Origin of the sequence: Pantoea sp. OVA07A (genome assembly GCF_019969975.1) — a bacterium.
Taxonomy (GTDB): Bacteria; Pseudomonadota; Gammaproteobacteria; order Enterobacterales; family Enterobacteriaceae; genus Pantoea; species Pantoea agglomerans.
On sequence record NZ_JAHXYM010000003.1, the window covers coordinates 18827 to 41525 of the forward strand.

22 protein-coding genes are annotated in these 22699 nt (G+C 51.7%); 11 read left to right on the forward strand and 11 right to left on the reverse strand.

Annotation, left to right across the window (positions count from 1 at the left end; translation table 11 throughout):
• Window positions 1-375: 375 nt before the first annotated feature.
• Entirely contained in the window at window positions 376-723 is a 348-nt protein-coding gene (locus LC417_RS11225) for a helix-turn-helix transcriptional regulator (RefSeq protein WP_022624627.1), read from the reverse strand.
• 51 nt (window positions 724-774) lie between these two features.
• On the opposite strand from LC417_RS11225, the gene LC417_RS11230 reads away from it, so the two are divergent.
• Both LC417_RS11230 and LC417_RS11235 read left to right on the forward strand, forming a co-directional pair.
• Window positions 775-1767: a threonine/serine dehydratase gene (locus tag LC417_RS11230; RefSeq protein WP_223565842.1), complete on the forward strand. Its 993-nt coding sequence runs from the start codon at window positions 775-777 to the stop codon at window positions 1765-1767.
• Window positions 1768-1976: 209 nt separating this feature from the next.
• Window positions 1977-2417, forward strand: a complete 441-nt coding sequence (locus tag LC417_RS11235) for a GNAT family N-acetyltransferase (RefSeq protein ID WP_223565843.1) — start codon at window positions 1977-1979, stop codon at window positions 2415-2417.
• 152 nt (window positions 2418-2569) lie between these two features.
• On the opposite strand, the gene LC417_RS11240 is transcribed toward LC417_RS11235, so the two are convergent.
• Both LC417_RS11240 and LC417_RS11245 read right to left on the reverse strand, forming a co-directional pair.
• Window positions 2570-3190: a protein phosphatase CheZ gene (locus tag LC417_RS11240; RefSeq protein WP_143789671.1), complete on the reverse strand. Its 621-nt coding sequence runs from the start codon at window positions 3188-3190 to the stop codon at window positions 2570-2572.
• Window positions 3191-3518: 328 nt separating this feature from the next.
• Complete coding sequence (locus LC417_RS11245; protein ID WP_223565844.1) at window positions 3519-4202, reverse strand: hypothetical protein; 684 nt, start codon at window positions 4200-4202, stop codon at window positions 3519-3521.
• Window positions 4203-4833: 631 nt separating this feature from the next.
• Here LC417_RS11245 and LC417_RS11250 point away from each other — a divergent pair.
• Entirely contained in the window at window positions 4834-5163 is a 330-nt protein-coding gene (locus LC417_RS11250; protein WP_022624631.1) for a hypothetical protein, read from the forward strand.
• Here LC417_RS11250 and LC417_RS11255 read toward each other — a convergent pair.
• Window positions 5135-5956, reverse strand: coding sequence for a DUF4225 domain-containing protein (locus LC417_RS11255; RefSeq protein WP_045139932.1), 822 nt, complete (start codon window positions 5954-5956; stop codon window positions 5135-5137). The genes LC417_RS11250 and LC417_RS11255 overlap by 29 nt on opposite strands.
• Window positions 5957-6392: 436 nt before the next feature.
• Between LC417_RS11255 and LC417_RS11260 the strand changes: the two genes are divergently transcribed.
• Complete coding sequence (locus LC417_RS11260; protein ID WP_031594071.1) at window positions 6393-6704, forward strand: cupin; 312 nt, start codon at window positions 6393-6395, stop codon at window positions 6702-6704.
• On the opposite strand, the gene LC417_RS11265 is transcribed toward LC417_RS11260, so the two are convergent.
• Together LC417_RS11265 and gstA are read right to left on the reverse strand one after the other, a co-directional pair.
• Window positions 6701-7444, reverse strand: a complete 744-nt coding sequence (locus LC417_RS11265; RefSeq protein ID WP_223565845.1) for an alpha/beta fold hydrolase — start codon at window positions 7442-7444, stop codon at window positions 6701-6703. The two genes, LC417_RS11260 and LC417_RS11265, sit on opposite strands and share 4 nt — an antisense overlap.
• 168 nt (window positions 7445-7612) lie before the next feature.
• Window positions 7613-8218: a glutathione transferase GstA gene (gstA, locus tag LC417_RS11270; protein WP_223565846.1), complete on the reverse strand. Its 606-nt coding sequence runs from the start codon at window positions 8216-8218 to the stop codon at window positions 7613-7615.
• Between the two features lie 129 nt (window positions 8219-8347).
• Here gstA and LC417_RS11275 point away from each other — a divergent pair, with 129 nt between their 5' ends.
• Window positions 8348-9238: a LysR family transcriptional regulator gene (locus LC417_RS11275; protein WP_223565847.1), complete on the forward strand. Its 891-nt coding sequence runs from the start codon at window positions 8348-8350 to the stop codon at window positions 9236-9238.
• Window positions 9239-9434: 196 nt separating this feature from the next.
• Here LC417_RS11275 and LC417_RS11280 read toward each other — a convergent pair whose 3' ends face one another.
• The 4 genes from LC417_RS11280 to LC417_RS11295 form a co-directional block, all read right to left on the reverse strand.
• Window positions 9435-10952: a hypothetical protein gene (locus tag LC417_RS11280; protein WP_033760983.1), complete on the reverse strand. Its 1518-nt coding sequence runs from the start codon at window positions 10950-10952 to the stop codon at window positions 9435-9437.
• A 246-nt stretch (window positions 10953-11198) separates the two neighbouring features.
• On the reverse strand, window positions 11199-12167 hold the full coding sequence (locus LC417_RS11285) for a YiiG family protein (protein ID WP_010259787.1): 969 nt from the start codon (window positions 12165-12167) through the stop codon (window positions 11199-11201).
• Window positions 12168-12302: 135 nt separating this feature from the next.
• Entirely contained in the window at window positions 12303-14180 is a 1878-nt protein-coding gene (locus LC417_RS11290; protein WP_187500406.1) for a M48 family metallopeptidase, read from the reverse strand.
• Window positions 14181-14538: 358 nt separating this feature from the next.
• Entirely contained in the window at window positions 14539-14976 is a 438-nt protein-coding gene (locus LC417_RS11295; protein ID WP_223565848.1) for a DUF2628 domain-containing protein, read from the reverse strand.
• A gap of 401 nt (window positions 14977-15377) precedes the next feature.
• Here LC417_RS11295 and LC417_RS11300 point away from each other — a divergent pair, with 401 nt between their 5' ends.
• Together LC417_RS11300 and LC417_RS11305 are read left to right on the forward strand one after the other, a co-directional pair.
• The gene (locus tag LC417_RS11300; protein ID WP_010670649.1) at window positions 15378-15719 is read left to right on the forward strand and encodes a hypothetical protein; all 342 of its coding nucleotides are present in this window, start codon (window positions 15378-15380) and stop codon (window positions 15717-15719) included.
• Between the two features lie 30 nt (window positions 15720-15749).
• Window positions 15750-16349 (forward strand): hypothetical protein, encoded by a 600-nt coding sequence (locus LC417_RS11305; RefSeq protein ID WP_033760995.1) that lies wholly within the window; start codon window positions 15750-15752, stop codon window positions 16347-16349.
• A gap of 244 nt (window positions 16350-16593) precedes the next feature.
• Here LC417_RS11305 and LC417_RS11310 read toward each other — a convergent pair whose 3' ends face one another.
• Window positions 16594-17781, reverse strand: a complete 1188-nt coding sequence (locus LC417_RS11310) for an ABC transporter ATP-binding protein (protein WP_374197797.1) — start codon at window positions 17779-17781, stop codon at window positions 16594-16596.
• A 256-nt stretch (window positions 17782-18037) separates the two neighbouring features.
• Between LC417_RS11310 and LC417_RS11315 the strand changes: the two genes are divergently transcribed.
• Genes LC417_RS11315 through LC417_RS11330 form a run of 4 tightly spaced genes read left to right on the forward strand, consistent with a single transcriptional unit; the run spans window position 18038 to window position 22666 of the window.
• On the forward strand, window positions 18038-19258 hold the full coding sequence (locus LC417_RS11315; protein WP_223565849.1) for an extracellular solute-binding protein: 1221 nt from the start codon (window positions 18038-18040) through the stop codon (window positions 19256-19258).
• 41 nt (window positions 19259-19299) lie between these two features.
• Window positions 19300-20607 (forward strand): carbohydrate ABC transporter permease, encoded by a 1308-nt coding sequence (locus LC417_RS11320; RefSeq protein WP_029519279.1) that lies wholly within the window; start codon window positions 19300-19302, stop codon window positions 20605-20607.
• 10 nt (window positions 20608-20617) lie between these two features.
• On the forward strand, window positions 20618-21469 hold the full coding sequence (locus tag LC417_RS11325; RefSeq protein WP_033761003.1) for a sugar ABC transporter permease: 852 nt from the start codon (window positions 20618-20620) through the stop codon (window positions 21467-21469).
• A 3-nt stretch (window positions 21470-21472) separates the two neighbouring features.
• Window positions 21473-22666: a glycosyl hydrolase 53 family protein gene (locus tag LC417_RS11330; protein WP_033786805.1), complete on the forward strand. Its 1194-nt coding sequence runs from the start codon at window positions 21473-21475 to the stop codon at window positions 22664-22666.
• Window positions 22667-22699 lie beyond the last annotated feature (33 nt).

Sequence of the window (22699 nt, forward strand, 5' to 3'; positions counted from 1 at the left end):
GAATGGGGCAGGTTGGTTGACGGGTTGCGGCAGAACGCCAGGCGTGTCGTGCGCAGTCGGTTCTCAAATATGTCCGAATCATCCTGAAGGAAAATAAGCGGCTCAATGTTTCTTAGCGCATCTGAATGTAATTAATGGCCGCCTCAGGCACGGATCGTACAGAAAGTTAGGTCATAAGGTCCGCTTTGAATGAAAAGTGGACCCAGACCTACAGGCTGGTCATCAGCCGGGGTAGTTTCTGAAGTTAAACGGCAGTTTTGCAAAAGATGACAACAGATAACGATGACCGAATAAATTTATCTGAAATGCGGTCACGCCAGGAGCGAGATACACACACACTGGATTTACTGCCCTGTAAATACACATACTGATCAATTATGGCTGTTCAGGTGAATCAGTCGCCTGCTTCCCATATCCAGACAACATTGCCGTAGCTTCATCCATCCGTTGTCGATCAAGTTTATAGAACACCCAGTTCTTGATACGTTTCGATGTCACAATCCCAGCCTTAGCAAGAATTTGCAGATGGCCTGTCACGGTGGGCTGACTCAGACCAATTTTTTCGGTGATAAATCCGACACACACACCATCCTTAACCAGATCGCCGTCCTGTTGCACCGGAAAATGTGACTCTGGATCGGACAGCCATTCAACAATCACGAGCCGATGCTCATTACCAAGGGCACGAAAAATATCGGCCATTAATGTCTTTGAGTTGTGCATATAGCCAAACGCCTATATAGTCATTTTCTTATATAACTTTAGGGGCATACTATGACAAACCACAGACAAAGGCTAACAGACAGTGTCACGCTGAAAGATATTTATGCAGCTTCCGGGCGAATTAAATCAACAGTATGCAAAACTCCGCTGGAGCTTTCGCACCCGCTGTCTGCTCTTGTCGGGACGGAGGTCAGGCTTAAGATGGAAAATCTTCAGCATACGGGTAGCTTTAAGCTGAGAGGTGCTGCAAACGTTCTTGCCAGTCTTAATGCAGACCAGCGACGTGCCGGCGTCATCGCCCCGACGGCAGGGAATCATGGTTTAGGGCTTGCCTGTGCGGGACATGCGGCAGGCATACCCGTATCCATATTCTTACCGTTTTCAGCAGACCCGATTAAGGTTTCTGCGATGAAGAGTTATGGTGCGCAGGTTACGTTTTTTGACAACATTGAAGATGCAAGGCAGGAAGCCATTGTTGCAGCGCAACAGTCCGGCGCTACGTTCGTCTCAGCCTATAATAATCAGCAGATGATTGCCGGAGGCGGCACCGTCGGTCTGGAAATCATGGAAGACTGGCCAGACGCTGACGTTATTCTCGTGAACATTGGCGGCGGCGGGCTGGCCTCCGGTATCGCAACAGCCATCAAGGGCATAAACCCCGCAGCCGAAGTGTGGGCAGTGCAGAGTGAAGCAAGTCCGACGTTTGCGCGCTGGAAAGAAACTGGTGAGGCGATCCCAGTGGAAATATCGTCGTCAATCGCCGAAGGCATAAGTGGCTATATAGAGCCTGAAGCGATGACCTGGCCACTTATACGCGATCGCGTCGATCGTGTTCTTCTGGTTTCAGAAGCTGAAATCAAAGCAGCGATGCTGTTAATGCTTAATCTGCACAGCCATGTTGTAGAGCCTTCAGGCGTACCCGCAGTTGCGGCAGCCATCCGTTATGCAAAAGAACTGAGCGGGCGTAAAGTTGTCTGCGTGGTGAGCGGTAGAAACATATCGGGCTCCCGCTATCTCAAATTAGTTAATGAGGCGTCACTATGAAGAAACAGAGCGGAGTTAAGGTCGGCTGAGCTCTTATTGCACAACGTTCTTATCATAACGGCTTCATTCATTACGCAGGCTTTGAGGTAGTGCCGCCTTTGACGGCCTGCCGTTTAACAGCCTTTTCGCTCAAAATTTTATGGTTCGTTTAAGGGGAGTGTCAGGCATCATCATCAAAAAATATTTTTGTCATACAAGGAGTAGGACTAATGAATATAAATACAAGAACAGCCCGGGCTTCTGATGTTGATAGTATTTTCGAAGTCAGGACCTCAGTACGCGAGAATTATTTGAGTCGTGAAGAAATGCGTCAGTTGGGGATCACCGAAAGCGTCGTGGCCGATATGATTGAAAAGAGTCTTTGCGCCTGGGTGGCGGCTGAAAGCGACAAAATAGTCGGCTTTTCAATGATTTTGCCGGATGAAGGCTGTCTTTTTGCGGCCTTTGTTCTCCCGGAATATGAAGGCAGAGGTATAGGTAGAAGGCTGATTTTTCTCGCCGAGCAGGAATTATTTAAACATCATGAGGTTGCGTGGCTGGAAACCGATAAAAATAGTCGCGCGGCGAAATTTTACATGCAGTTCGGCTGGGGTAATAAAAAAGAGATTAACGATACCGATATCAAACTGGAGAAACATCGCAGCGCGTAATCCACTGCCATTTTCATAAACGTCTGCCAATGGCATAAGGCGGACGTTTAGCCAAAATAACATCTTTGCTGTCAGCAAGACCGATTGGGTGGCCTGGCGAAAACGCTTTAATCATTAATCGTCCTTTCTCAGAGCGATTTTATTACGTCGGTTTACATTCCCAGACTGGCCAGCAGGTCGTCCACATCATCCTGACTGGCAGGAGTCTCTGGTGCGGAGGAAGGTTTAGACGGCGCAGTGCGCTCGGCGGTGCTGTGTGAGCCGGTATTATCGCGGATGACCTGTATCAGCTGCTGCTCAGCCTGATTCAGCACGGCCATCATAGCCTGCACAATCTGTCCTGTGAGGTCCTGGAAGCCCTGTGACATCATAATCGCGTGTAACTGCTGTTGCGTCAGACCCGTGACGCGGGGGACATCATTCAGCAAGGCAACAGTATCTGCCGCTAATGCCTGGGTCTGTTCTTTGTCTGACAGCGTACCGGAAGTGGCATCCCAGCGTTGCGAGAGTTTATCCGCTTTTTCTCCCAGATCGGTTTGCAGAGGCTGCGTGATTTCCACGCTGTTGATTACGCCCTCTGCTGCTTCGCGGGTCATTGTGACGACATAACCCAGCCTTTCACGGGCGTTAGGGATGCTTCCCGCCACATCGGCGATGGTTTTATCAAGCCCCAGCTGTTGCAGACTGTCGCGAAGCTGCCGCAGGATGAAGCCAGCACGCGCCGTAATTTCGCCAATTTCCTGATGCTTACTATGGGTGTCGGATGGTGACATGGATGTTGTTTCCTGCGTACAGAGTTTCGATACCTGAGGTTATCGGCAGCTCGCGGCGGTTTTTTAAATTTCCTGAGGTTTTTACTCGTGTAAAAAGTGACATGATGTGAATGAGACACCCTAGAGCTAACGACATCAGGGTTGTAATAGGCAGAAAGTGTTGCGCGCAGGCCCTGTTTTTTCAGCCGGAGGGGGTTGTCAGGTATAGAGCGGAATGTGTGCGGGTTAATGACTGTTATGAGCGAAAAAAGGGGCGTATTACCCACTTCTGAAACGTTTACGCGAGGGCAGGCAGTATCTTATTTATCATGTAATTTCTTCGTCTTAATTAATCCGCCAACGAATAACATTTTGTCCAGTTGTAGTTAACCCTCGCCAGTTTTAATTCTCCATCTACATCCCCAAAATTAATGGTCTGACGTTCAAAAATAAACTCACGCACGGGTGCAGGTAAAAAATCAGCGCCGTAGCGCAGAATCGTGCTGTGCCAGAAGGGTGCCGGTAATGGGCTGCCGGTATGACGCATCAGCAACTCATTTTTCCAGTGCGAATCCAGAACTTTTTCGCAGAATGAGTGGCGCATGGCTATTGCCGAACTATCAGGGATCCCCGCAAGCAATAACTGACTGGGCAATGCAACTAACCGCAGATCTCTGATAACAATTTTTATCGCATCAAATTCGCTCCAGATATTCGTCAATTCATCGATTTTTTCGGGCAATGGCTCGTTTTCGTTATAGAGCGGCAGAGTCAGGGGCAGGCAGGTAAAATGGAAACCCTGTGTGGGCAGAATATCGGCAAGGGGATCATCCTTTGTGAGCTGCTGTAATTCACAAATAAGACGTGAGACATCAAAGGTCACCGGCGGCTGAATGCCCGCTGCAAGAGCCAGCCTTACAGGATCGTAGTAATTCCCCTCTTTAACAGCCCCAATTCCTGCATTTTCCGACCAGATGGAGAGGGTGTTCTCGTTGGCAGAGCGATACAAGCTTTCCAGATTTATCGATTTCATTACAGACCTTTGGCATTGGTATGAACAGAGGCGATTCGTCATTAATAGTATTTCTGTCTGGTATTTTAGGCTATTCGATTAATTTTTAAGGGATAATAAGGATTTGAGAAGTGAGTTGTTATTACTGCCCATAACTTATCAGGCATATCCCCTTTGCTGACCGCAAACATATCACCATATGTTCAACGTCTCGCACATCTTTAAGGATAGCGTTGCGTCGATTCGTCCAGTTCACAGGAGATGGCGAACGCAGTCTACCCGTACAGTGGCCACTGATGACCAGTTAGCGACCAGATTTAAACGATTGTATTACATGGTTATTCATGGTCAGGATGACGGGTCAGGGCTGGCTGATGAGTTGGCAATCCCTCAGTAAATGCCAACAGTATCTGGAAATCCCGATTAGCCGCAGCTGTTTCGCGGTCAGGATTACATCCACAAGGGGCACTATCTGATAGATCAGGAAAAGCGCACTGGTACATCATGCTGATCCCAGCTAACCACCCGCTCTGTGGATAATGGACGTTTACACGTATCACGCGACAGAAAGCCTGCGCTTCACGGGTTTTTTAGTGCCGTTTTCAGGTAAACTTGCTTAAGCTATTCAGGTAATTTTTAAGGATGAAAATCTATGAAAGTGAGTGAAAAAGCACTACTGGAATCCGGCTTTAGTCATGCAGATCTACTAAAACTGAAAAACAATATGGCTAATTATGGTGGCTCACTGGATTCCATGATCCATGATCTTGCTAACCGCTTTAACGCCTCGAAGTGGATTACTATTATTGCCTTTATCATACTTGCTCTTACGCTGATGCTGGCATCCGTAGATACCAGCATCACGCTGGCGGCCACACTTGCGATTGTATTGCCTTTTATATGGTATTTAGCCCCAGCAAAGCTTGCATACAAGTCATGGCGCTATCGCAGAATCACGGCTCATTCAGAGCAGCATCAGTGACATACATAAGGTCAAATATGACCTTAGCTTTAACACCATAACCGACTATATTCATTGTGAGTTTTGGACGGCTCATAGTGCTGACTTTCCTGAAATAATCCGCGGGCAAATATCTGAACAGACGCCAGGTTCCAGGGCGTCTGAACAGACCGAATACGCTATAGGCATTTGCAACAAGCGAGATTGATTTATAGATTCCCAGCCCGCTATCAGGGCTGAACCCCATGAATGCAGCAGTGGACATAGCGGCATCAGCAACCAATCCTTCAGACTGTTTGTTATCCATTACATAGTGCGCAATTTCTTTGCTTATGCCGTTCGCACCATCAGTAACTAAAACTGCACCGGCCAGAACGCCCAATGGTGTCATAGTTCCTATAAGGGTCAGGCCAGCAGCTATTTCAGCCCCCGACAAAACTACATTTACAGCCGAAATGACATACCCGACAATTTTATTATTTTCCCTGACGAACTCCACTTTGGCATAGAGTTTCGCCGTTTTCATGCGCAGCATTCTGTCCTGCTTCTGAAGGTTTTCCGTTTCTTCCCTCAGATTTTTAATACAGGCTATGCATTCTTCTTCTGATTTTGCACGTCGGGCAGACGCAAACTGCTGCTCAACCAGATCTCTGATCTCCTGAACAAACTTCACCTGAGTCATGCCATTCGAAAGATGGACTGAGGACACATGATTAGCTGTATTAATCAGCTTTCTGGCCTCAAGGTTAATCATTGTTTCAGCCCAGTTTTTACTTCTGCCTGAGCGCATCATTTCGATCAATGCTACATCCATTTATCTTCTCCCTGTACATAATATCGCCGATAATACCCCATTATTTACAGGTGTAAACCGTCGTTACAGTTGAAAATATGTTGCTTCGGATAACACGTTAGAGGATGAACTATCAGGATTTATTTCAAATGATCGTGGCTCTCACACTTATACAGAGGCCATTCGCATGACAGCGAAAACCGACCCAAAGCGAAACTCATGCAATTGAGATCGCCAGCGCATCGGCCGCGTTACGCTTTATCAGCATGTCGCGCCTGTCTGGCTAAGTCAGTAAAAGAGGGCAGGTCATACTGATTGTCACAACCCCCGCTCTGCCCCTAAACGGACAACCAGAGGACAGATCAGGACAACAGATGCCTGACGTATAGAATCGATCAACTCTCTCTGATATTGATGATGTCGATGGCGTTAAATCACTTCTGTTGAGAGAGCTAAAATGAATTTTTATTGCAGTAAGGAATTTACCGGCTCGAAGGCCTGGGACTCACAGCATATTGCCAGCTTCGATAATGTCAGCGTGAAACTTCACTGGACCGATCAGCCTTATAAGTGGCACATCAACGATGGTCAGGAGGTTTTTGCTGTCATGGATGGGTGTGTTGAAATGCAATATAAAGAGCAGGGCGAAGTTAAAAGCCGGGTACTCAAAACCGGTGATATTTTTTATGCCAGTGAAGGGACAGAACATATTGCGCGTCCACAGGGCGTCGCCCGCGTGCTGGTGATTGAAAAAGAGGGATCGGTTTAATTAAGTTGTGATTCATTATCTGGCTGAGCCAACAAGCCAGTGACAAAACGGGCAATCTCTTCTCCCAGATTGATAAGAAAGGCGTCGCGTGATGGGTGGGTGTCAGTGATATGCGGCGGCAGGATGTTCATGAAGGTGAAATGCCCGGCATCTTTAACCACGCAAAGTTTTGTCTCAGTTCGAATATCTAATTCTTCTTTGATGAACAGCGCTTGCGATGGCGGTGTCAGGGTGTCCTGCTCGCCAGTCCAGATCCTGACCGGCACTTTCACGGAGGCGAGGGCCGAGGGTGCTCTGAAAAAATCTGCAGGTGGCGCTAACAGCACCAGTTGATTCAAATCCTGTCTGCCTGCATATGTCACCTTCTCTCTGGTGCGAGTCCACGCCGTCGCCCCGGCGTGCATCAACAGAATCACGGTGCCGAGTGAGTGCCCGACGCCGGTAATCGAGGCATAATGTTGACAAAACGCATCGCGGGCGAGGGCCAGCCTTTGGCTGCGTTCCAGTAAGTCAGCCTTTGAGGGCGTGGAAGAGGTTAACCGTTCGAAATGGGGCGCTACAACTGAAATACCATTGCGGCTAAAGGTCTGCAGAAGCTCAAGATGACGCAATGGACTTCCGCCAGCACCTGCTGCAAAAAGGATACACTGGCTGGCCTCATTCACCTTCAATAACGTGACGTCAAAATTCCTGTCGGCATGCCTGATGACAGAGGTTTCCGCCCTGGTATTGTTAATCATAAAGCCGACTCCCCGCTAAAAGGTCAGTCTGGAGATACTAACCCGTTCCCGGTGAAACGATAAATTTCAGTCCGCTTCTGGCTCCAGACTACCGTTACGCAAGGCGCCAGCAGCAGATCAAGGATCGGTTATTCATACTCTGGCGTCAGGCCACCAATCTGTCCGCGCTTACTGCGTCGCCTCTGCCCATAATGCCGCCTGCACAGCAGGGCGCACACTGATATTTGCTCTGTATGCCACCAGCGCAGGCCAGCGATCCAGTTCAATGCTGAAGAACTTACACCAGCCCAGTACGGTGAAAAGGTAGGCGTCAGCAATGCTGAATGACGGCCCCATCAGAAACGCTTTTTCGGCGAGCGTATCCTGCAGAAAGTCGAACCGCCGGAAGAGCTTTTCACGAAACAGTGACAGGACAGCGTCGGGCAGTGCCTGGTTAAATAACAGAGCGGAACCCGCGTGGATTTCACTGGTAATGAAGTTCAGCCACTCCTGCAGTCGAACACGCGCCCAGCTGCCTGCTGGCGGTGCCAGCCCGGTTTCCGGCCTCAGGTCGGCGAGGTACTGCACAATCGCCGGCCCTTCAGTCAGTATCTGCCCGTCGTCCAGTTCCAGTGCAGCAACATAGCCCTTGGGGTTGATAAGGCGAAAGTCGCGTCCGTCAGAGGTGAGCTTGCTCCTGTTATCCACTTTAACCAACTCAAACCCCAGTGCGAGTTCACGCAGCACGATATGGGGTGACAGCGAACAGGTATCCGGGGCGTAATAAAGTTTCATGTCTTCTCCGTTAACATTGAAAGCGATGTGAGATTCTCTTTGTCGTTACGGAACAGACTGTGCTTAACGCAGAGAATTCTGTAAAATTAATGCTTCAAAAATTAACTATTAGCTGAGCTACTGATAACCATGATGAGTCTTCTGCACTGGCGCTTGCTGGTGGCGGTGGCCGATGCCAGCAATATTTCGCGTGCTGCTGAAACGACAGGTATGACACAGTCCGGTGCCAGCCAGGCTATCGCCCAGTTAGAGTCATCACTCGGGTTCCCGGTATTCGTGCGTGAGCGCCGGCACATCGGTGTTACCGCGCTGGGAGAGCAGGTCATTGAACATGCCAGAATTATGCTGTCGCAGCTCAGCGCGATCCGCGTGCTGGCTGATGAGAGCCGGGGTTTAAAGGGCGGACGCATTCGGCTTGCCAGCTTTCCCTCTGTGACGTCCACACTCCTGCCTGGGCTGTTGCGTAACTTCAGGCGTCTGCATCCGGGCATGGAGGTGGTGGTGCTGGAAGGGACGGATGAAGAAGTTGAGGAGTGGCTTGCAGCAGACACCGTTGAACTGGGGGTGGTAATGAACCCCACACCCGGACGTGCTGAGGTGATACTGGGAAAAGACGCATGGGTCGCCGTCATGCCAGCCAGCGCTCCGCACATCGGTCAGTCAGGCGCGAACGGTATAACCCTGCAGGAACTGGCAGACCAGCCCTTTGTGCTTGCAACAGGCGGATGCGTCGTTAATGGCAAAAGCCTGATGGAACAGTCAGGATGCCACCTCTCTGACGTGCGGGTAAAAGTCCGCGACTGGATCAGCGCCTGCATGCTGGTGCGTGAAGGCATGGGAGTCGCGCTGGTGCCGGAATCAGCCCTGCCAGCGGTACGGCGCGGCCTGTCAGTGATGCCTGTCATCCCGCCTCTGCACCGTGAATTCGGGCTGGTCTGTTCGCCTTCCGGAAAAGCTTCTGGCGCGACGCAGGCACTCCTGAACGGACTGCGTAAAGGGCAGGGTAATATCTCCGGATAATCCCACTGCACAGCTGACGTTATTTGCCGTTACCCGATCAGAAACAGCAGAATGGCTGGCCGGGAAAGAGAGGTCTGCAGACTCTCCCGCCCGCGATCCTTTCTCAACTCACGTCTTAACGCTTTGCCGCATAAGGTGATCGGGACGAATAACGGTTTTCTGACGTGGCGGAACACGCCTGAATCATCGGGATGGCTCAGAATTCGCGTAACTGGTCGAACAGCTGATACAACCGCGGCTGATCCACAAGCGTGGCGCCTTGCTCGCCCAGTTTCTGCTCCAGCGGGTTCAGAACATCGCACAGCACACTGTAGATCTCCTCACGCTCGACCGTCTCAATCGCTTTTGAACGCCGGTCGATGAGATTAAAGGCTTCGGTATAGGCGGTTACGGCGGCGGTTAACAGGCTCGCCACATCCATGCTGCTATCGATGTTGTTCGTGGCAGCCCGCAGGTTTTTGTAAGCCAGCGATGCTTTTTTGGCATAAGTGGCCGAAATATGTTCGCGTCCATCCCAGTCCCGGAACGGATTGTGCAGATTCTCAGCCAGCCATTCCGGCTTGCGTGCTTTACTCAGCGAGAGATCCAACCCCTGAGTTGTCGCCTTTTTATAAGCGGCTCTGACAGAGCTGACCAAGTCAAGCGGGACGCTGGTCATCCACAGGCATGAGAGATTGGGCAACGCTTCTGGTGAGGGAAAGTCAGCCGCGCTGAAGCCAAACAGGTTGAAGAAGGTCAGCATCTGCAACTGTGGCAGTGCGGCAATACGATGCATATTGCTGGCTACGCCGGGATTTCCCCAGATGCGCAGCTCAGTTAAGCAGGTAAAGCGCTCAACGACTGACGCCAGGTCAATCTCTTTAACGCCTGTCAGTGACAATGCCCTGAGCCGGTCAATACCCTGCAGCACAGGCAAAGCCTGAGAGCATTGCAGGCACAGGTTGCGCCCTTCCTGATCCGCCTCTACCTGAAAGCCTGAAGAAGGCGTTGCGGTGAGTGACAGCAGGGAGAGATCAGGATTCAGACGCACGCAGCTGACGCCTTCAGGGTGCAGAATAAAACGCGACAGACGGGTCTCCCCGACATCGATTTCGCTGACGACAGCGGATTGCCAGTGCAGCTCATTAATGAAGTCATGCTGCTGTATATAGGCCATCAGTTCCGGGGTGCCATGGCGGGTTTCGATGGTCATCAGGCAGGGCAGGCGATCCAGTTCAGAGAGATCGGTCAGGGTTTGCAGGAGGTGGTCATTGATACGGGTGGTGTCCTGGCGAAGTGTCTGGCCGCCGACAACCACGTTGGGCGCGCCTGAAGCAGCCTTGAACCGCGCACGGCTGGCCGGGTCGATCTTCTCCCAGTTTCGCTGACGGACAAGACTCTCTCCCACGTCCCAGCCGAACTTGTAGGCGTTTACTTCCTGATCTGCCAGCGGCGGCAGGTTGGCAATTAATACATGTCCCGGTGGGACATTGGCGGAGACATAACCGTGATCGAAGCTGTCTTTGACAAAATAGTAGCTACAGCGCAAAGGCTGCATACGGCTGGCTTCCGCCCTGTCAGGCAAATGATCACCTGCCCAGTCGAGCTGGAGTATGGCTGCAAGGACTTTGCCTCTGGCATTTGCAGGCTGCTGGAGGTGTGTCACCTGACAGGCGACGTACTGCTGCAACTGCGGGGAAAACACGCTGTAGATATCGCCGACCTTTGCTTGCACTCTCGCTCCTCTCAGTCAAAAATTTTACAGTCAAAAAATCTGATACAGCGCGCATCCTGCTCAGGAGTGCGCTTTACCGCGGATCTCAGATCCATCCAGCACACTAGCCTGGCATAACGTTTTAACGAAATGCTGGCGCGTGAACATTTTTATTTTTTTTCGCGGCAGGTGACAGCGTCAGTCGGGTTGCACGCAGCAGCCCGACTGACGAAGCCTGCCCGGAGGCATGCGGGGCAGGTATTCAGCTTACAGGCGGTTACCGGCCTCAACCAGTTCGTTATAGGATTTTAAAACACGCATCGGTGAACCCGATACCATCCAGCCTGAATTACCGCTTCCTTTCAGCAGACTCTGCTCACCCGTGCTGTAAGGTGTTTTATCGCGAATCCGACGCATGCGATCCTTGCAGTCTTTCAGGAAGGTTCCGGCATTATCCTGGAAGATGGACCAGGTTAATGGCTTGCCTGCTTCGCTGGCCGTTGCCTTTTCTGCCTCACTCAGCAGCGTACTGTAAGCATCAATCGCTTTTGTCATCTCTGTCACGTCGGGAGCGGAAGAGGTAAACAGGGTCGCCAGCGGTTTGGCCTGTGTGACTAATGCCAGGCGGTAGTAGCGACTATGACGGCCCTCAGACTTTTCAATTTCAACGAGTTGCGCAGCAACGACCTCATTGTTCTCTTTTTCAACTTCAGCACCGAACTGGTCGCTGGATTTCATAAAGCTGTTAAACGCCTTCATGAGCGGCGGATGCATTTGTTTGGCTTTCGCGAAGCCATCATCCTTGTAATCTTCCTGACTGTAGTAAAGATGAGCCTGCGAAACCAGTGGCTGCAATGTCGTTAAATCCGCCAGATACTGTGTTGCTGCAGCATCCAGCGCCGGTAACGTCGGTTTAGCCTTCGATGCCTGGTTGATGGCTTTAGTGCAGCTCTCCAGTTCATAAGGCGTGACCTCGCCCAGTACGTTGACGCTGCGCTCTTTGCCGGTTGGCCCCTTTTCAGCATTTGCCATCCAGCTCACATAGCGCAGGGCACTATCGCGAACCGATCCATCCGTAGTGTTAAAGCAACCCACATAGGCGTTTAATTTTGTGGTGAGTTGCGCAGCGCTATCCTCCGCAACAGCCTGGGGTTGACTCTGAGGGGCGGGTTTTGCATCCGCTTTGTCACTGTTGTCACATGCTGCCAGCGGCAGCACAAGGGCAGTCACCAGCATCCCGGGTATCATGGCCCTGCTTGCTCTTTTAAACACAATCGTTCCTTTATTTATGTGGTCAGAAATAGAGATTGAAAATAAATGTTCGCATTGGCTCCCTTTTCAGCTGCGAGGAGGGAGCCGATGACAAACGGGTTATGCGCTTTGCGTCGCTGCCGCCGTTTCTTCTTTCAGCAACGCCCTGACTGTCTGATGACGATGCCAGTAATAGCCGAGGGTGTTTTTAAAGGCTTCAATCTCCTTTTTCAGGCCCGGCAGAGGGATCTCACTGCGTTTTTTCCCCTGCGAATTTGGCTGCACATGTTGCACGTAGAGCTTATCCCGGCCGAAGCTACGAATGACGTTGATGTTTTTAACGTTATCCCACTCCAGCACTTCGCCGGTTTTCGGCGACACGATGCCCTGCCAGGTGATGACGATCTGCGAGCCATCTTTCAGGGTATAAGGAACATTGGGGAAATGCTTCAGCACCAGCGCGGTTTCCATTTCACCGTCAGGCTGATAGCGCCAGGCCAGGCTCTCTTCATGCACAGAAGAGAAGTCGCGCTCATATTTCTGCCATAACTGCTGTTCAATCTCGTTGGCAACCGGCATCAGATCGACCCAGCTCTGGGCCGGGTAATCGGCGGCGATCGCTGCATAGTCAGCTTCGTTAATCTCATATCCTACGTTGCGCATCCTTTCCGCCAGCGGCGGGTGTGAATCAAACGGGTGCGGCACATTCTGCTCACGGATGACGCTGATAAAGTCCGGAGAGGCGACATGTTCAGGCAGACCGGCAGCAATAGCTTTACTGATCCCCAGTTCATTTTCGTGCAGCGTCTGATTATTAAAGAAGTTTCGTTCAACTTCATTCCGGTAGCTGGCATACGCAGATACTTTGATCAGTGATTCAATAATCGCGGCCGGGGAGACCAGCGTTGATGCATTGCGATCCGCGACAAACTCACGTTCACGGCTGTTACGCTGCCACGCCAGTTCAAAAAGCATGCGATAAAGATAGAGCGGATAGAAGACGATCAGCGTGGCCACATTCTGACCCATCAGCTGCATATAGAGATCAAACCGATGCAGTTTCGGTCCCAGTAATGCGCCGGAGGCGGTGTCGCCTTCATGCAGGTGGGTCAGCTCATGGACCATCACGCCATCAGCCTGCGCAACGGTGAGCTGACGCAGGAGCGGAATACTGACATAGAGCTTACGGCCGGTGAGCGGATTCCCATTCACGTTCAGCGGAGCTTCGGTCACGTAGAAGTTGGTGTCGATACCCGCAACAATATGATCGGGTGGCGTGGTGCCCACTCTGGCGGCCAGCATATCAATCTGTGACCAGAGTGCCGGTGCCGCTTCGCGGGTCACGACTTCGCCTTCAATACTCTCTTCCGGTGGGAGTTTTTTGAAGATGCCTTTAATCATGTAATACATGCCGGCCAGCACCAGCAGTCCTACTGCCATCACCAGTTTTGGATAGTAGGTTTGTGTGAAGAAGGCGGTGCCCCAGAATGAGAGCCATACCAGCATGCCGCCCTGTACCATGACTTCCAGCGAACAGGCCAGCATCAGGAACTTGCGGGCCAGCGCCAGACTGATAACCTGTCCCTGGCGGCTTTTAAAGGCCAGCGCACTGAACAACAGTACCATCAGCAGGACAGCGCCGCTGCCGATCAGTGTCCAGAATGCCACTTTATCCATCATGTAGAACTGCCACAGTTCGGATTGCGGTTCGCAGACGGCGTTTTTGTAATCCTGCAGATTTTCATCTACCGGGCCGCAGACACTGGAAGGCGGGTTCTGCTGCAGAAACGCCTGTAGTTTGTCCGTATCCTGATGTTGTTCCCGCGCATCGTCCATGAAGAACTGCGTGTATTGCTGATCAAGTTGTTTGTTGCCATATTCAGCAAAAAACAGGGTAATGACAGGGACGAGAAACAGTGTGAACAGCAGCCAGAAAAATACCTTTAGATAACCCTTTTTCAATTCCGTTAATGTATTCAAAATAATAACTTCCTGCATGTCTATGAAAGGGAGAAGCTGCTGCTATCAGGAAATTCCGAAAAGAATATCCTGGCCCCGGTTAAACGGTGCGGAAATATTTATGCGAGCTTCACGATATTATAATTATTGCAGAGCGATTATAAGCCAGCCTGAACCCGTTTTGAAAAGGTATAGACGGATATTTTCGGCGATTTTTTCCTTTTCCGTCAGGTTATTTTTCTGGCGGCTTCCGGTGGTTCTGCCACGACAGCACTAATTTGAGTTAGTGCTCATCACTTATTCTGTCCGATCTCCTGACCGAGGGCTAATCCCCGCCATCTGTCTGCATCCGATACACCATAATCCTATATTTTACCATCAGAGCGGTGCGAAAAAATTACCAGCGCATCCCTTTGAAGGGATTCCAGCCGTTATCGCCTTTTTTCTCTTTCAGGTAATAACTGTAATTGGTGCTCATGCCGTACAGGGCATTAAAACCATAGCCCAGGCCAATCTGAAGATACCGTGGAAATTCCATGCCCGCTATCGCTAAAGCGATGATCAAAATAGTATAAACAACTATCATAATTAAAATCAGCATGATGTTCTTCTTCCACAGGCCGAGTACGAACAGATAAATCGGGCCGAAAAGGAAGGCAATTAAATTCATGTTCACTTTTAATTTTTGCCTGAAAGGCAGTTGTTTCAATGCCTGTCTGAAGCCTGGTGTACTGGGAGCACCATGAAGGTCGAAAAAATCAAAGCGGGTCTGCCATTTCGCACTGTACTCTTTAGTTGCGTTTACTTTATTAAGATTTTCAATAGGTTGATTCATGGTTGCCTCAATATCCTGCGCAGAAAACTACAGAGACCGACACTGTTTCAGACGGATGACAGCCGCATGAATGGTGCTCATCGACCGCCAGAACAGCGCATACGAATTTTAAAAACAGGGTAGCCGTGTTAATTTGCACGAAAATAATATCGGTACGGTACAAATAGCCATGCTACACCCTGGGTGCGCTATTAGCTGCACGGGTGCCGAATTCAGGTTAAACAACAATATTTGAAAATAAATCCATCAGAATCAGTAATGTGAAAATTGCACAGGCCGGACATCTCCTGGGCTGGATGTAATTGATATTAGCACCAAAGAAAATATCGCCACAATGATAAAAATATGTTAATTTTCAAAAAAAATATTCCTCGTTCCTCACACCTTAGAAGGATATAAAGATGATCGCATGGAGCGGAGTGGGTTTTTTCGTCGCAGTATTAATTTCTGCCGCCTACCTCTTGTGTAAATGGCTGTTAGATATTTATTACTACGACGGTTTCTTTGTCTCCCATCTATGGGCGACAGGGGCTACGCTGATCGTTTCTGCCCTTTTTTGTGCGGCCTTTGTCTGGGTGCTTCGGCAGGAAAAATGGCTGGACTCCCTTGCACAAGCAACGAAAAGCCAGCCAATGATGGCCCCTGAAAAAACCCACAACTTCTTTTTTATTCCCGTTCTCTACTGGCCGATTATTCTGTTTCTGCTCGGCTCAGGGATCTGTATTTACGACCTGACCCGATAACACCTCACATCACTGATACAGGCCATACTGATGCTGTATCAGCGAAATGGAAATATCATCAATACGAAGGAGTTCATGGTGAAATTAAGAAAATCATTAAACATTATGGGTGCGATCTGCCTGGCAACTGCCATCGGCGGTACTTCTCTGATGGCATCAGCAGCTGAGACAGCACCAGCTGCAAACACGCAGACTCAGACGATCTCTTTGCTGGATGGCAAACAGACGTTCAAACTGCAGGGCTATGAAAAGCAGCCTGTGCCGGGCGGCGGACCAGGCACCATGTATGTGAACAAGCAGGAAAAACGCGTATTGATTATTGGCGAAGAAGAGATTCCATTGATTGCGCGCGGTGGCAGTGACGCTGATTTTCTTGAAGGCGGGAAGTCTATCAAAGACAAGCAGAAGCAGGCTTCACCTTCTTATACGGTGATCAGTGAGAAAACTGAAAATACCAACGGTTTGCCGGTCTATCATATTGAAGCCACCGACAAAATGGGTGGCAACGATGTGCAACAGGCGACGCTGCTGGCGGTCGCCAACAAGAAATTCACCGTTATTCAGGTGATTTCAAACCACAAAGACAAGGCTGGCCACCTGAAAGCAGTAAACAATATCCTCGGTAAGTAAGGCCTCAGTCGATAAGCCCGGTTAGCTGATCGACCCGGATAAGGGGTTGCCGGTGGGGTTCATGAGTTTACTCAGAACTCACCTGCAATGCCTTGTCTGAACAATGCTCAGGCTGACGCGTCTGCGCGTCATCACGGCTTGCCCGCAAACCCCTTTCCTGACCTCTTTCTTCAGGCGTTATGCCAGGCCTGAAAACAGAAAAGGCCGTCTCCGGCCTCTCGTTAACTTTATGCAAACATCTACTTCAGGCTGCGCGAACCTGCGGCATCGCTATATCCGCGCTGATACGCGCACCTTCAGCATTAAACACCATGCAGTGGTGCGGATGGAAGGTGGGGCGCAGCGTCTGATAAGGACGGAAATGCACATCGCCGGGCAGCAGCATCTTGAAGCCGTCGTGGCCGTGGCTCTGACCAAACAGATAGGTGTTGTTGCCAAGTCGCTCAACCACTTCGCAGTGGAAATTGATATTCAGTGGCGCATCGCCGTTGATCTGCAACTGCTCCGGCCGGATACCCAGCGTGATCTCATCACCAGGCTGCAACTGGCCGATGGGCGAGGGGAGCTGCAGCCGATGTTCGCCGTCATTGATCAGGGCGACAAGGCCAGCAGGGCCGCACTGCTCCACGCGCGCAGGCAGGAAGTTCATCTTAGGTGAGCCGATAAAACCGGCGACAAAGCGGTTAATCGGGTTGTAATAGAGCGCCATCGGTGAACCCACCTGTTCAACCTTGCCGTAGTTCATGACCACAATCTTATCGGCCAGCGTCATTGCTTCCGTCTGATCGTGCGTCACATAGACCATAGTGGTTTTCAGCTCCTGGTGCAGCTTCGCGATGTGCAGACGCATATCGACACGCAGTTCCGCATCCAGGTTCGATAAGGGCTCATCAAACATAAACACCCGGGGATTACGCACGATTGCGCGACCAATGGCGACACGCTGACGCTGACCGCCGGAAAGCTGCTTTGGTTTACGATCCAGCAGATGCGCAAGCTGTAGCGTCTTCGCCACCATCTCTACCTGATGCTGAATCTGCGCTTTCGGCACGCCGTTCACCTTCAGTCCGTAACCGATATTTTCCGCCACCGTCATATGCGGGTAAAGCGCATAAGACTGAAACACCATTGCCACTCCGCGGTGCGAGGGTGCGACATCATTCATGACCTCATCACCAATCAAAATATCACCGTCACTGATCTCTTCCAGCCCGGCGATCAGCCGCAGCAGTGTGGATTTACCGCAGCCTGACGGACCGACGAAGACCGCAAACTCACCGGCCTCAATATCAAGCGCGATATTTTTCAGCGTTTCTGTTTTACCAAAGCGTTTGGTGACGTTTCTCAATCTGATGCTGGACATGCTGATCCTCATGGCAAGGGATTTGGCGGCTGAAATGTATGACGTATAACAGTTTGTCTTTTTACACATCAGCCCTGATGGTGCCTGCGCTGACTATATCGTTCCGCCAGAGTGCGCCCTACCGTTGATTTTGATTTCTGTAATAGCGATCACACATTGATGCGAACGGGCTGGAGCGCGGTACGTATTCCGCGTAGCGTATGGCTCAAATGCGATACGTCATTCACACTTCATATGCTCAATAATTCCTTGTTCAGCATGTGCCTGAAAAAAGAACATCAGCAAATGACAGCTTAAAATGTCATACCTTCACACGAGGCCAGTAATGAAAATCAAAATCAGCGTTACGCTACTTCTTTCCGCATTGATGCTTAATCAATCCGCCTGGGCCGCTCAGCAACTTACCGTCTGGGAAGACATTAAAAAATCAGACGGCATCAAAACGGCGATCGCCGATTTTCAGAAACAGTTCGGCGTTGAAGTAAAAGTTCAGGAGATGCCGTTTGCACAGCAGATTGAGAAGCTGCGTCTTGATGGCCCGGCGGGTATTGGCCCGGATGTCCTGGTGATCCCTAATGACCAGCTCGGCAGCGCGGTCGTACAGGGATTACTGGCACCGCTGAAAATAGATGCAGCAGAGCAGAGCGCTTACACCACCTCAGCAATGGCGGCTTTCACACAGAACAGTGTGGTCTACGGCGTACCCAAAGCAGTGGAAACGCTGGTGCTGATCTACAACAAAGATCTGCTGCCGTCGCCACTGAAAACGCTGGAGGAATACCGTGCCTTCTCTCAGAAGCAGCGTGAGGCGAAGCAGTATGGCCTGCTCGCTAAGTTTGACCAGATTTATTACAGCTGGGGTGTGATGGCTCCGATGGGCTCTTACATCTTTGGCAAAGACGCCAAAGGCGCCATTAACACTCAGGATATCGGTCTGAACACCCCGGGCAGCGTTGAAGCGGTGACATATCTCAAGCGCTTCTTCAGTGAAGGATTGCTGCCAGGCGGCATCATGGGCGACAACGGCCTCAACGCCATCGACTCGCTGTTTACCGAGAAAAAAGCGGCGGCGGTGATCAATGGGCCGTGGGCATTCCAGCCCTATCAGGCTGCCGGAATCAACTATGGCGTGGCACCGCTGCCGCTGCTGCCTAATGGCAAGCCGATGAGCTCCTTCCTGGGCGTCAAAGGCTATGTGGTCTCTACCTGGAGTAAAGATCAGGCGCTTGCGCAGAAGTTCCTCACCTTCATCAACCAGCCGCAGTACGTGAAAGAGCGTTATCAGAAAACCCAGGAGATCCCACCGGTCACCGCGCTGATGAACGATCCGATTATCAAAGATGATGAGAAGGCCAACGCGGTCGCGGTGCAGGCGGCGCGTGCGTCAGCGATGCCAGGCGTGCCGGAAATGCAGGAAGTATGGGGGCCAGCCAATGCTGCCCTTGAGCTGAGCGTATCCGGCAAGCAGGAGCCAAAAGCGGCACTGGAAAATGCAGTGAAACAGATCACCATGCAGATTGAAGCGATGCAGGCCAGCAACCAGTAATGCAGGTTCACGGGATAACCGTACAGGATAAGGATCAGGGTGTGGCTATATCTTCCGATGAAAATCTGGTGACGGCTAAGCGTCCGCGTCGTCATGCGACCACCGGTGCGCTGTTGGCACTGCTGCCTGGCTTCGGCCAGTTTTACCACCGCCAGTGGGCTAAAGGGCTCTGTTTTCTGATTTTGCTCAGCAGTTTTACCGGCGTCTTCCACGATTTTCTGCGTGAGGGATTCTGGGGGCTCTATACGCTGGGCGAATCGGTGCCGCGTGATAACTCCATTTTTCTGCTGGCAGAGGGCATTATCAGCGTACTGATTGCCGCCTTCGGCGTGGCGGTCTGGGGAGTGTCAATGCGCGACGCCTGGGTCAATGGCGTCAGGCGCGACAAGGGCCAGAAGCTGAACAGCGTGCGCCAGCAGTATCAGTTACTGCTGCGCGATGGCTTCCCCTATCTGATGATTTCGCCAGGCTTTATTCTGCTGGTGTTTGTAGTGGTGTTTCCGATTCTGTTCGGTTTCGCCATCGCCTTCACCAACTACAACCTCTATCACACGCCTCCGGCGAAGCTGGTGGACTGGGTGGGGTTCAAAAACTTCATCAACATTTTTACTCTGTCGATCTGGCGCTCCACCTTCTTTGATGTGCTGCAATGGACGGTGGTCTGGACACTGCTCGCTACCACGCTGCAGTGCACCGTGGGCGTCATGCTGGCGATTCTGGTCAATCAGAAGGACCTGCGCTTTAAGCCGCTGATCCGCACCATCTTTATCCTGCCGTGGGCGGTGCCGGGCTTCGTCACCATTCTGGTCTTCGCCGGAATGTTCAACGACAGCTTTGGGGTGATCAACAACGCTATTCTCGACTTCTTTGGCATTGCACCTAAAGCGTGGATGACCGATCCGTTCTGGACCAAAACCGCGCTGATTATGATGCAGACCTGGCTCGGTTTCCCGTTTGTGTTTGCGATGACTACCGGCGTCCTGCAGGCAATCCCTGACGATCTCTATGAGGCGGCGATCATGGACGGTGCCAGCGCCTGGACGCGGCTGAAAACCATCACGCTGCCGCTGGTGCTCTACGCCATTGCGCCGATCATCATCACGCAATACACCTTCAACTTTAATAATTTCAACATCATCTATCTGTTTAACAACGGCGGTCCGGCGGTGGCGGGGTCCAATGCCGGAGGAACCGATATCCTGGTGTCGTGGATCTACAAGCTCACCATGTCGTCGTCGCAATATGCTATCGCCGCCACTATCACCATTTTGCTGTCGATTTTCGTGGTAGGTCTGGCGCTGTGGCAGTTCCGCGCGACCCGGTCGTTTAAACAAGATGAGATGGCGTAAGGAAGCAGTTATGGCGAAGTCCGGCAGTATTAAACGCGAAAGGTGGATACGCCTGTCGCTGACCTGGCTGGTGGTGCTGGCCGTCTCGACCATCATTATCTATCCGCTGGTCTGGACAGTAGGAGCATCACTGAATGCAGGTAACAGCCTGCTCAGCAGTTCGATCATTCCGGAGAATGCGTCGCTGCAGCACTACCGCGACCTGTTCAATGGCACGGTGCCTTACCTGACGTGGTACTGGAATTCGATGAAAATCAGTTTCCTGACCATGGTGCTGACGTTGATCAGCGTCAGCTGTACCGCCTACGCTTTTTCCCGTTTTCGGTTCAAGGGGCGGCAGAACGGACTAATGCTGTTTCTGTTGTTACAGATGATCCCGCAGTTTTCGGCGCTGATCGCGATTTTCGTGCTGTCGCAGCTGCTGGGGTTGATCAACAGCCATCTGGCGCTGGTGCTGATCTACGTTGGCGGGATGATCCCGATGAACACCTGGCTGATGAAGGGGTATCTCGACTCGATTCCCAAAGATCTGGATGAGTCAGCGCGCATGGACGGTGCGGGCAACTTCCGCATCTTTGTTGAGATCATTATGCCGCTGTCGAAGCCGATCCTGGCGGTAGTGGCGTTGTTCTCCTTCACCGGCCCGCTGGGTGATTTCATCCTCTCCAGCACCATTCTGCGAACGCCAGAGCAGTTCACGCTGCCGATTGGCCTCTATAACCTGGTGTCGCAAAAAATGGGCGCCAGTTACACCACCTATGCCGCCGGTGCCGTGCTGATCGCCGTGCCGGTGGCGGTGTTCTATCTGGCCCTGCAGAAATACTTCGTTTCTGGCCTGGCCTCAGGCAGTACTAAAGGATAAATCATGACGCCAAAAACATTGATTCTCGCCCTGGCGCTGGCCTGGGCGACACCGCTGCTCGCCGCCGATCAGCCTGTCATCGGCTCTGCCGGGCCGTGGCCAGCCGATTTTATCAAAGGTGCGGATATCTCATCGCTGGCTGAACTGGAGAAGCAGGGTGCGAAATTCTACAACGCAGATAACCAGCAGCAGGATGCTATCGCCATCCTGAAAGCCAGCGGCATCAACACCATCCGGCTGCGGCTGTGGGTGGATCCACGCGACGGCAGCGGTCAGACCTACGGTGGTGGCGGCAACGATCTGACGACCACGCTGGCGCTGGCGAAGCGCGTTAAAGCGGCGGGCCTGAAGCTACTGCTGGATATCCACTACAGCGACTTCTGGACAGACCCAGGCAAGCAGTTCAAGCCCAAAGCCTGGCAGTCGCTGCCTTTTCCGCAGCTGGAAACCCAGGTTCATGACTACACCCGCGACACCATCGCCCGTTTCAAAGCGGAAGGTGTGATGCCGGATATCGTGCAGATTGGCAATGAACTCAACGGTGGCATGCTCTGGCCGGAAGGCAAAAGCTGGGGCCAGAACGGCGGTGAGTTCGATCGGCTGGCCGGTCTGCTGAAAGCCGGGATCAGCGGGGTGCGTGAGAACCTCAGCGACCCGCATCAGGTGAAGATCATGCTGCACCTGGCTGAGGGCACAAAGAACGACATGTTCCGCTGGTGGTTCGACGAGATCGTTAAGCGTGATGTGCCATTCGATGTGATTGGCCTGTCGATGTACACCTACTGGAACGGCCCCATCAGCGCTCTGAAAGCCAACATGGATGATATCTCCCGGCGCTATGACAAAGACGTGATGGTGGTGGAAGCGGCCTACGGCTACACGCTGGAAAACTGCGATAGTGCGGAGAATAGTTTCCAGGCCAAAGAGGAGCAGGCGGGCGGCTATCCCGGCAGCGTAGCAGGCCAGGCGGCCTATCTGCATGACCTGATTAAAGCGGTGCTGGCGGTGCCGGACCATCGCGGCAAGGGTGTCGTCTACTGGGAACCGGCGTGGATCCCTGCGCCCGGCAATACCTGGGCGACGCCCGCTGGCATGAAATATATCCACGACGAATGGAAACAGGGTAACGCCCGCGAAAACCAGGCGCTGTTTGACTGTCACGGCAAGGCGCTGCCTTCGCTGCAGGTTTTTCATTAACCATTAGCGCAAATGCTGATGTCTACCTCTGAG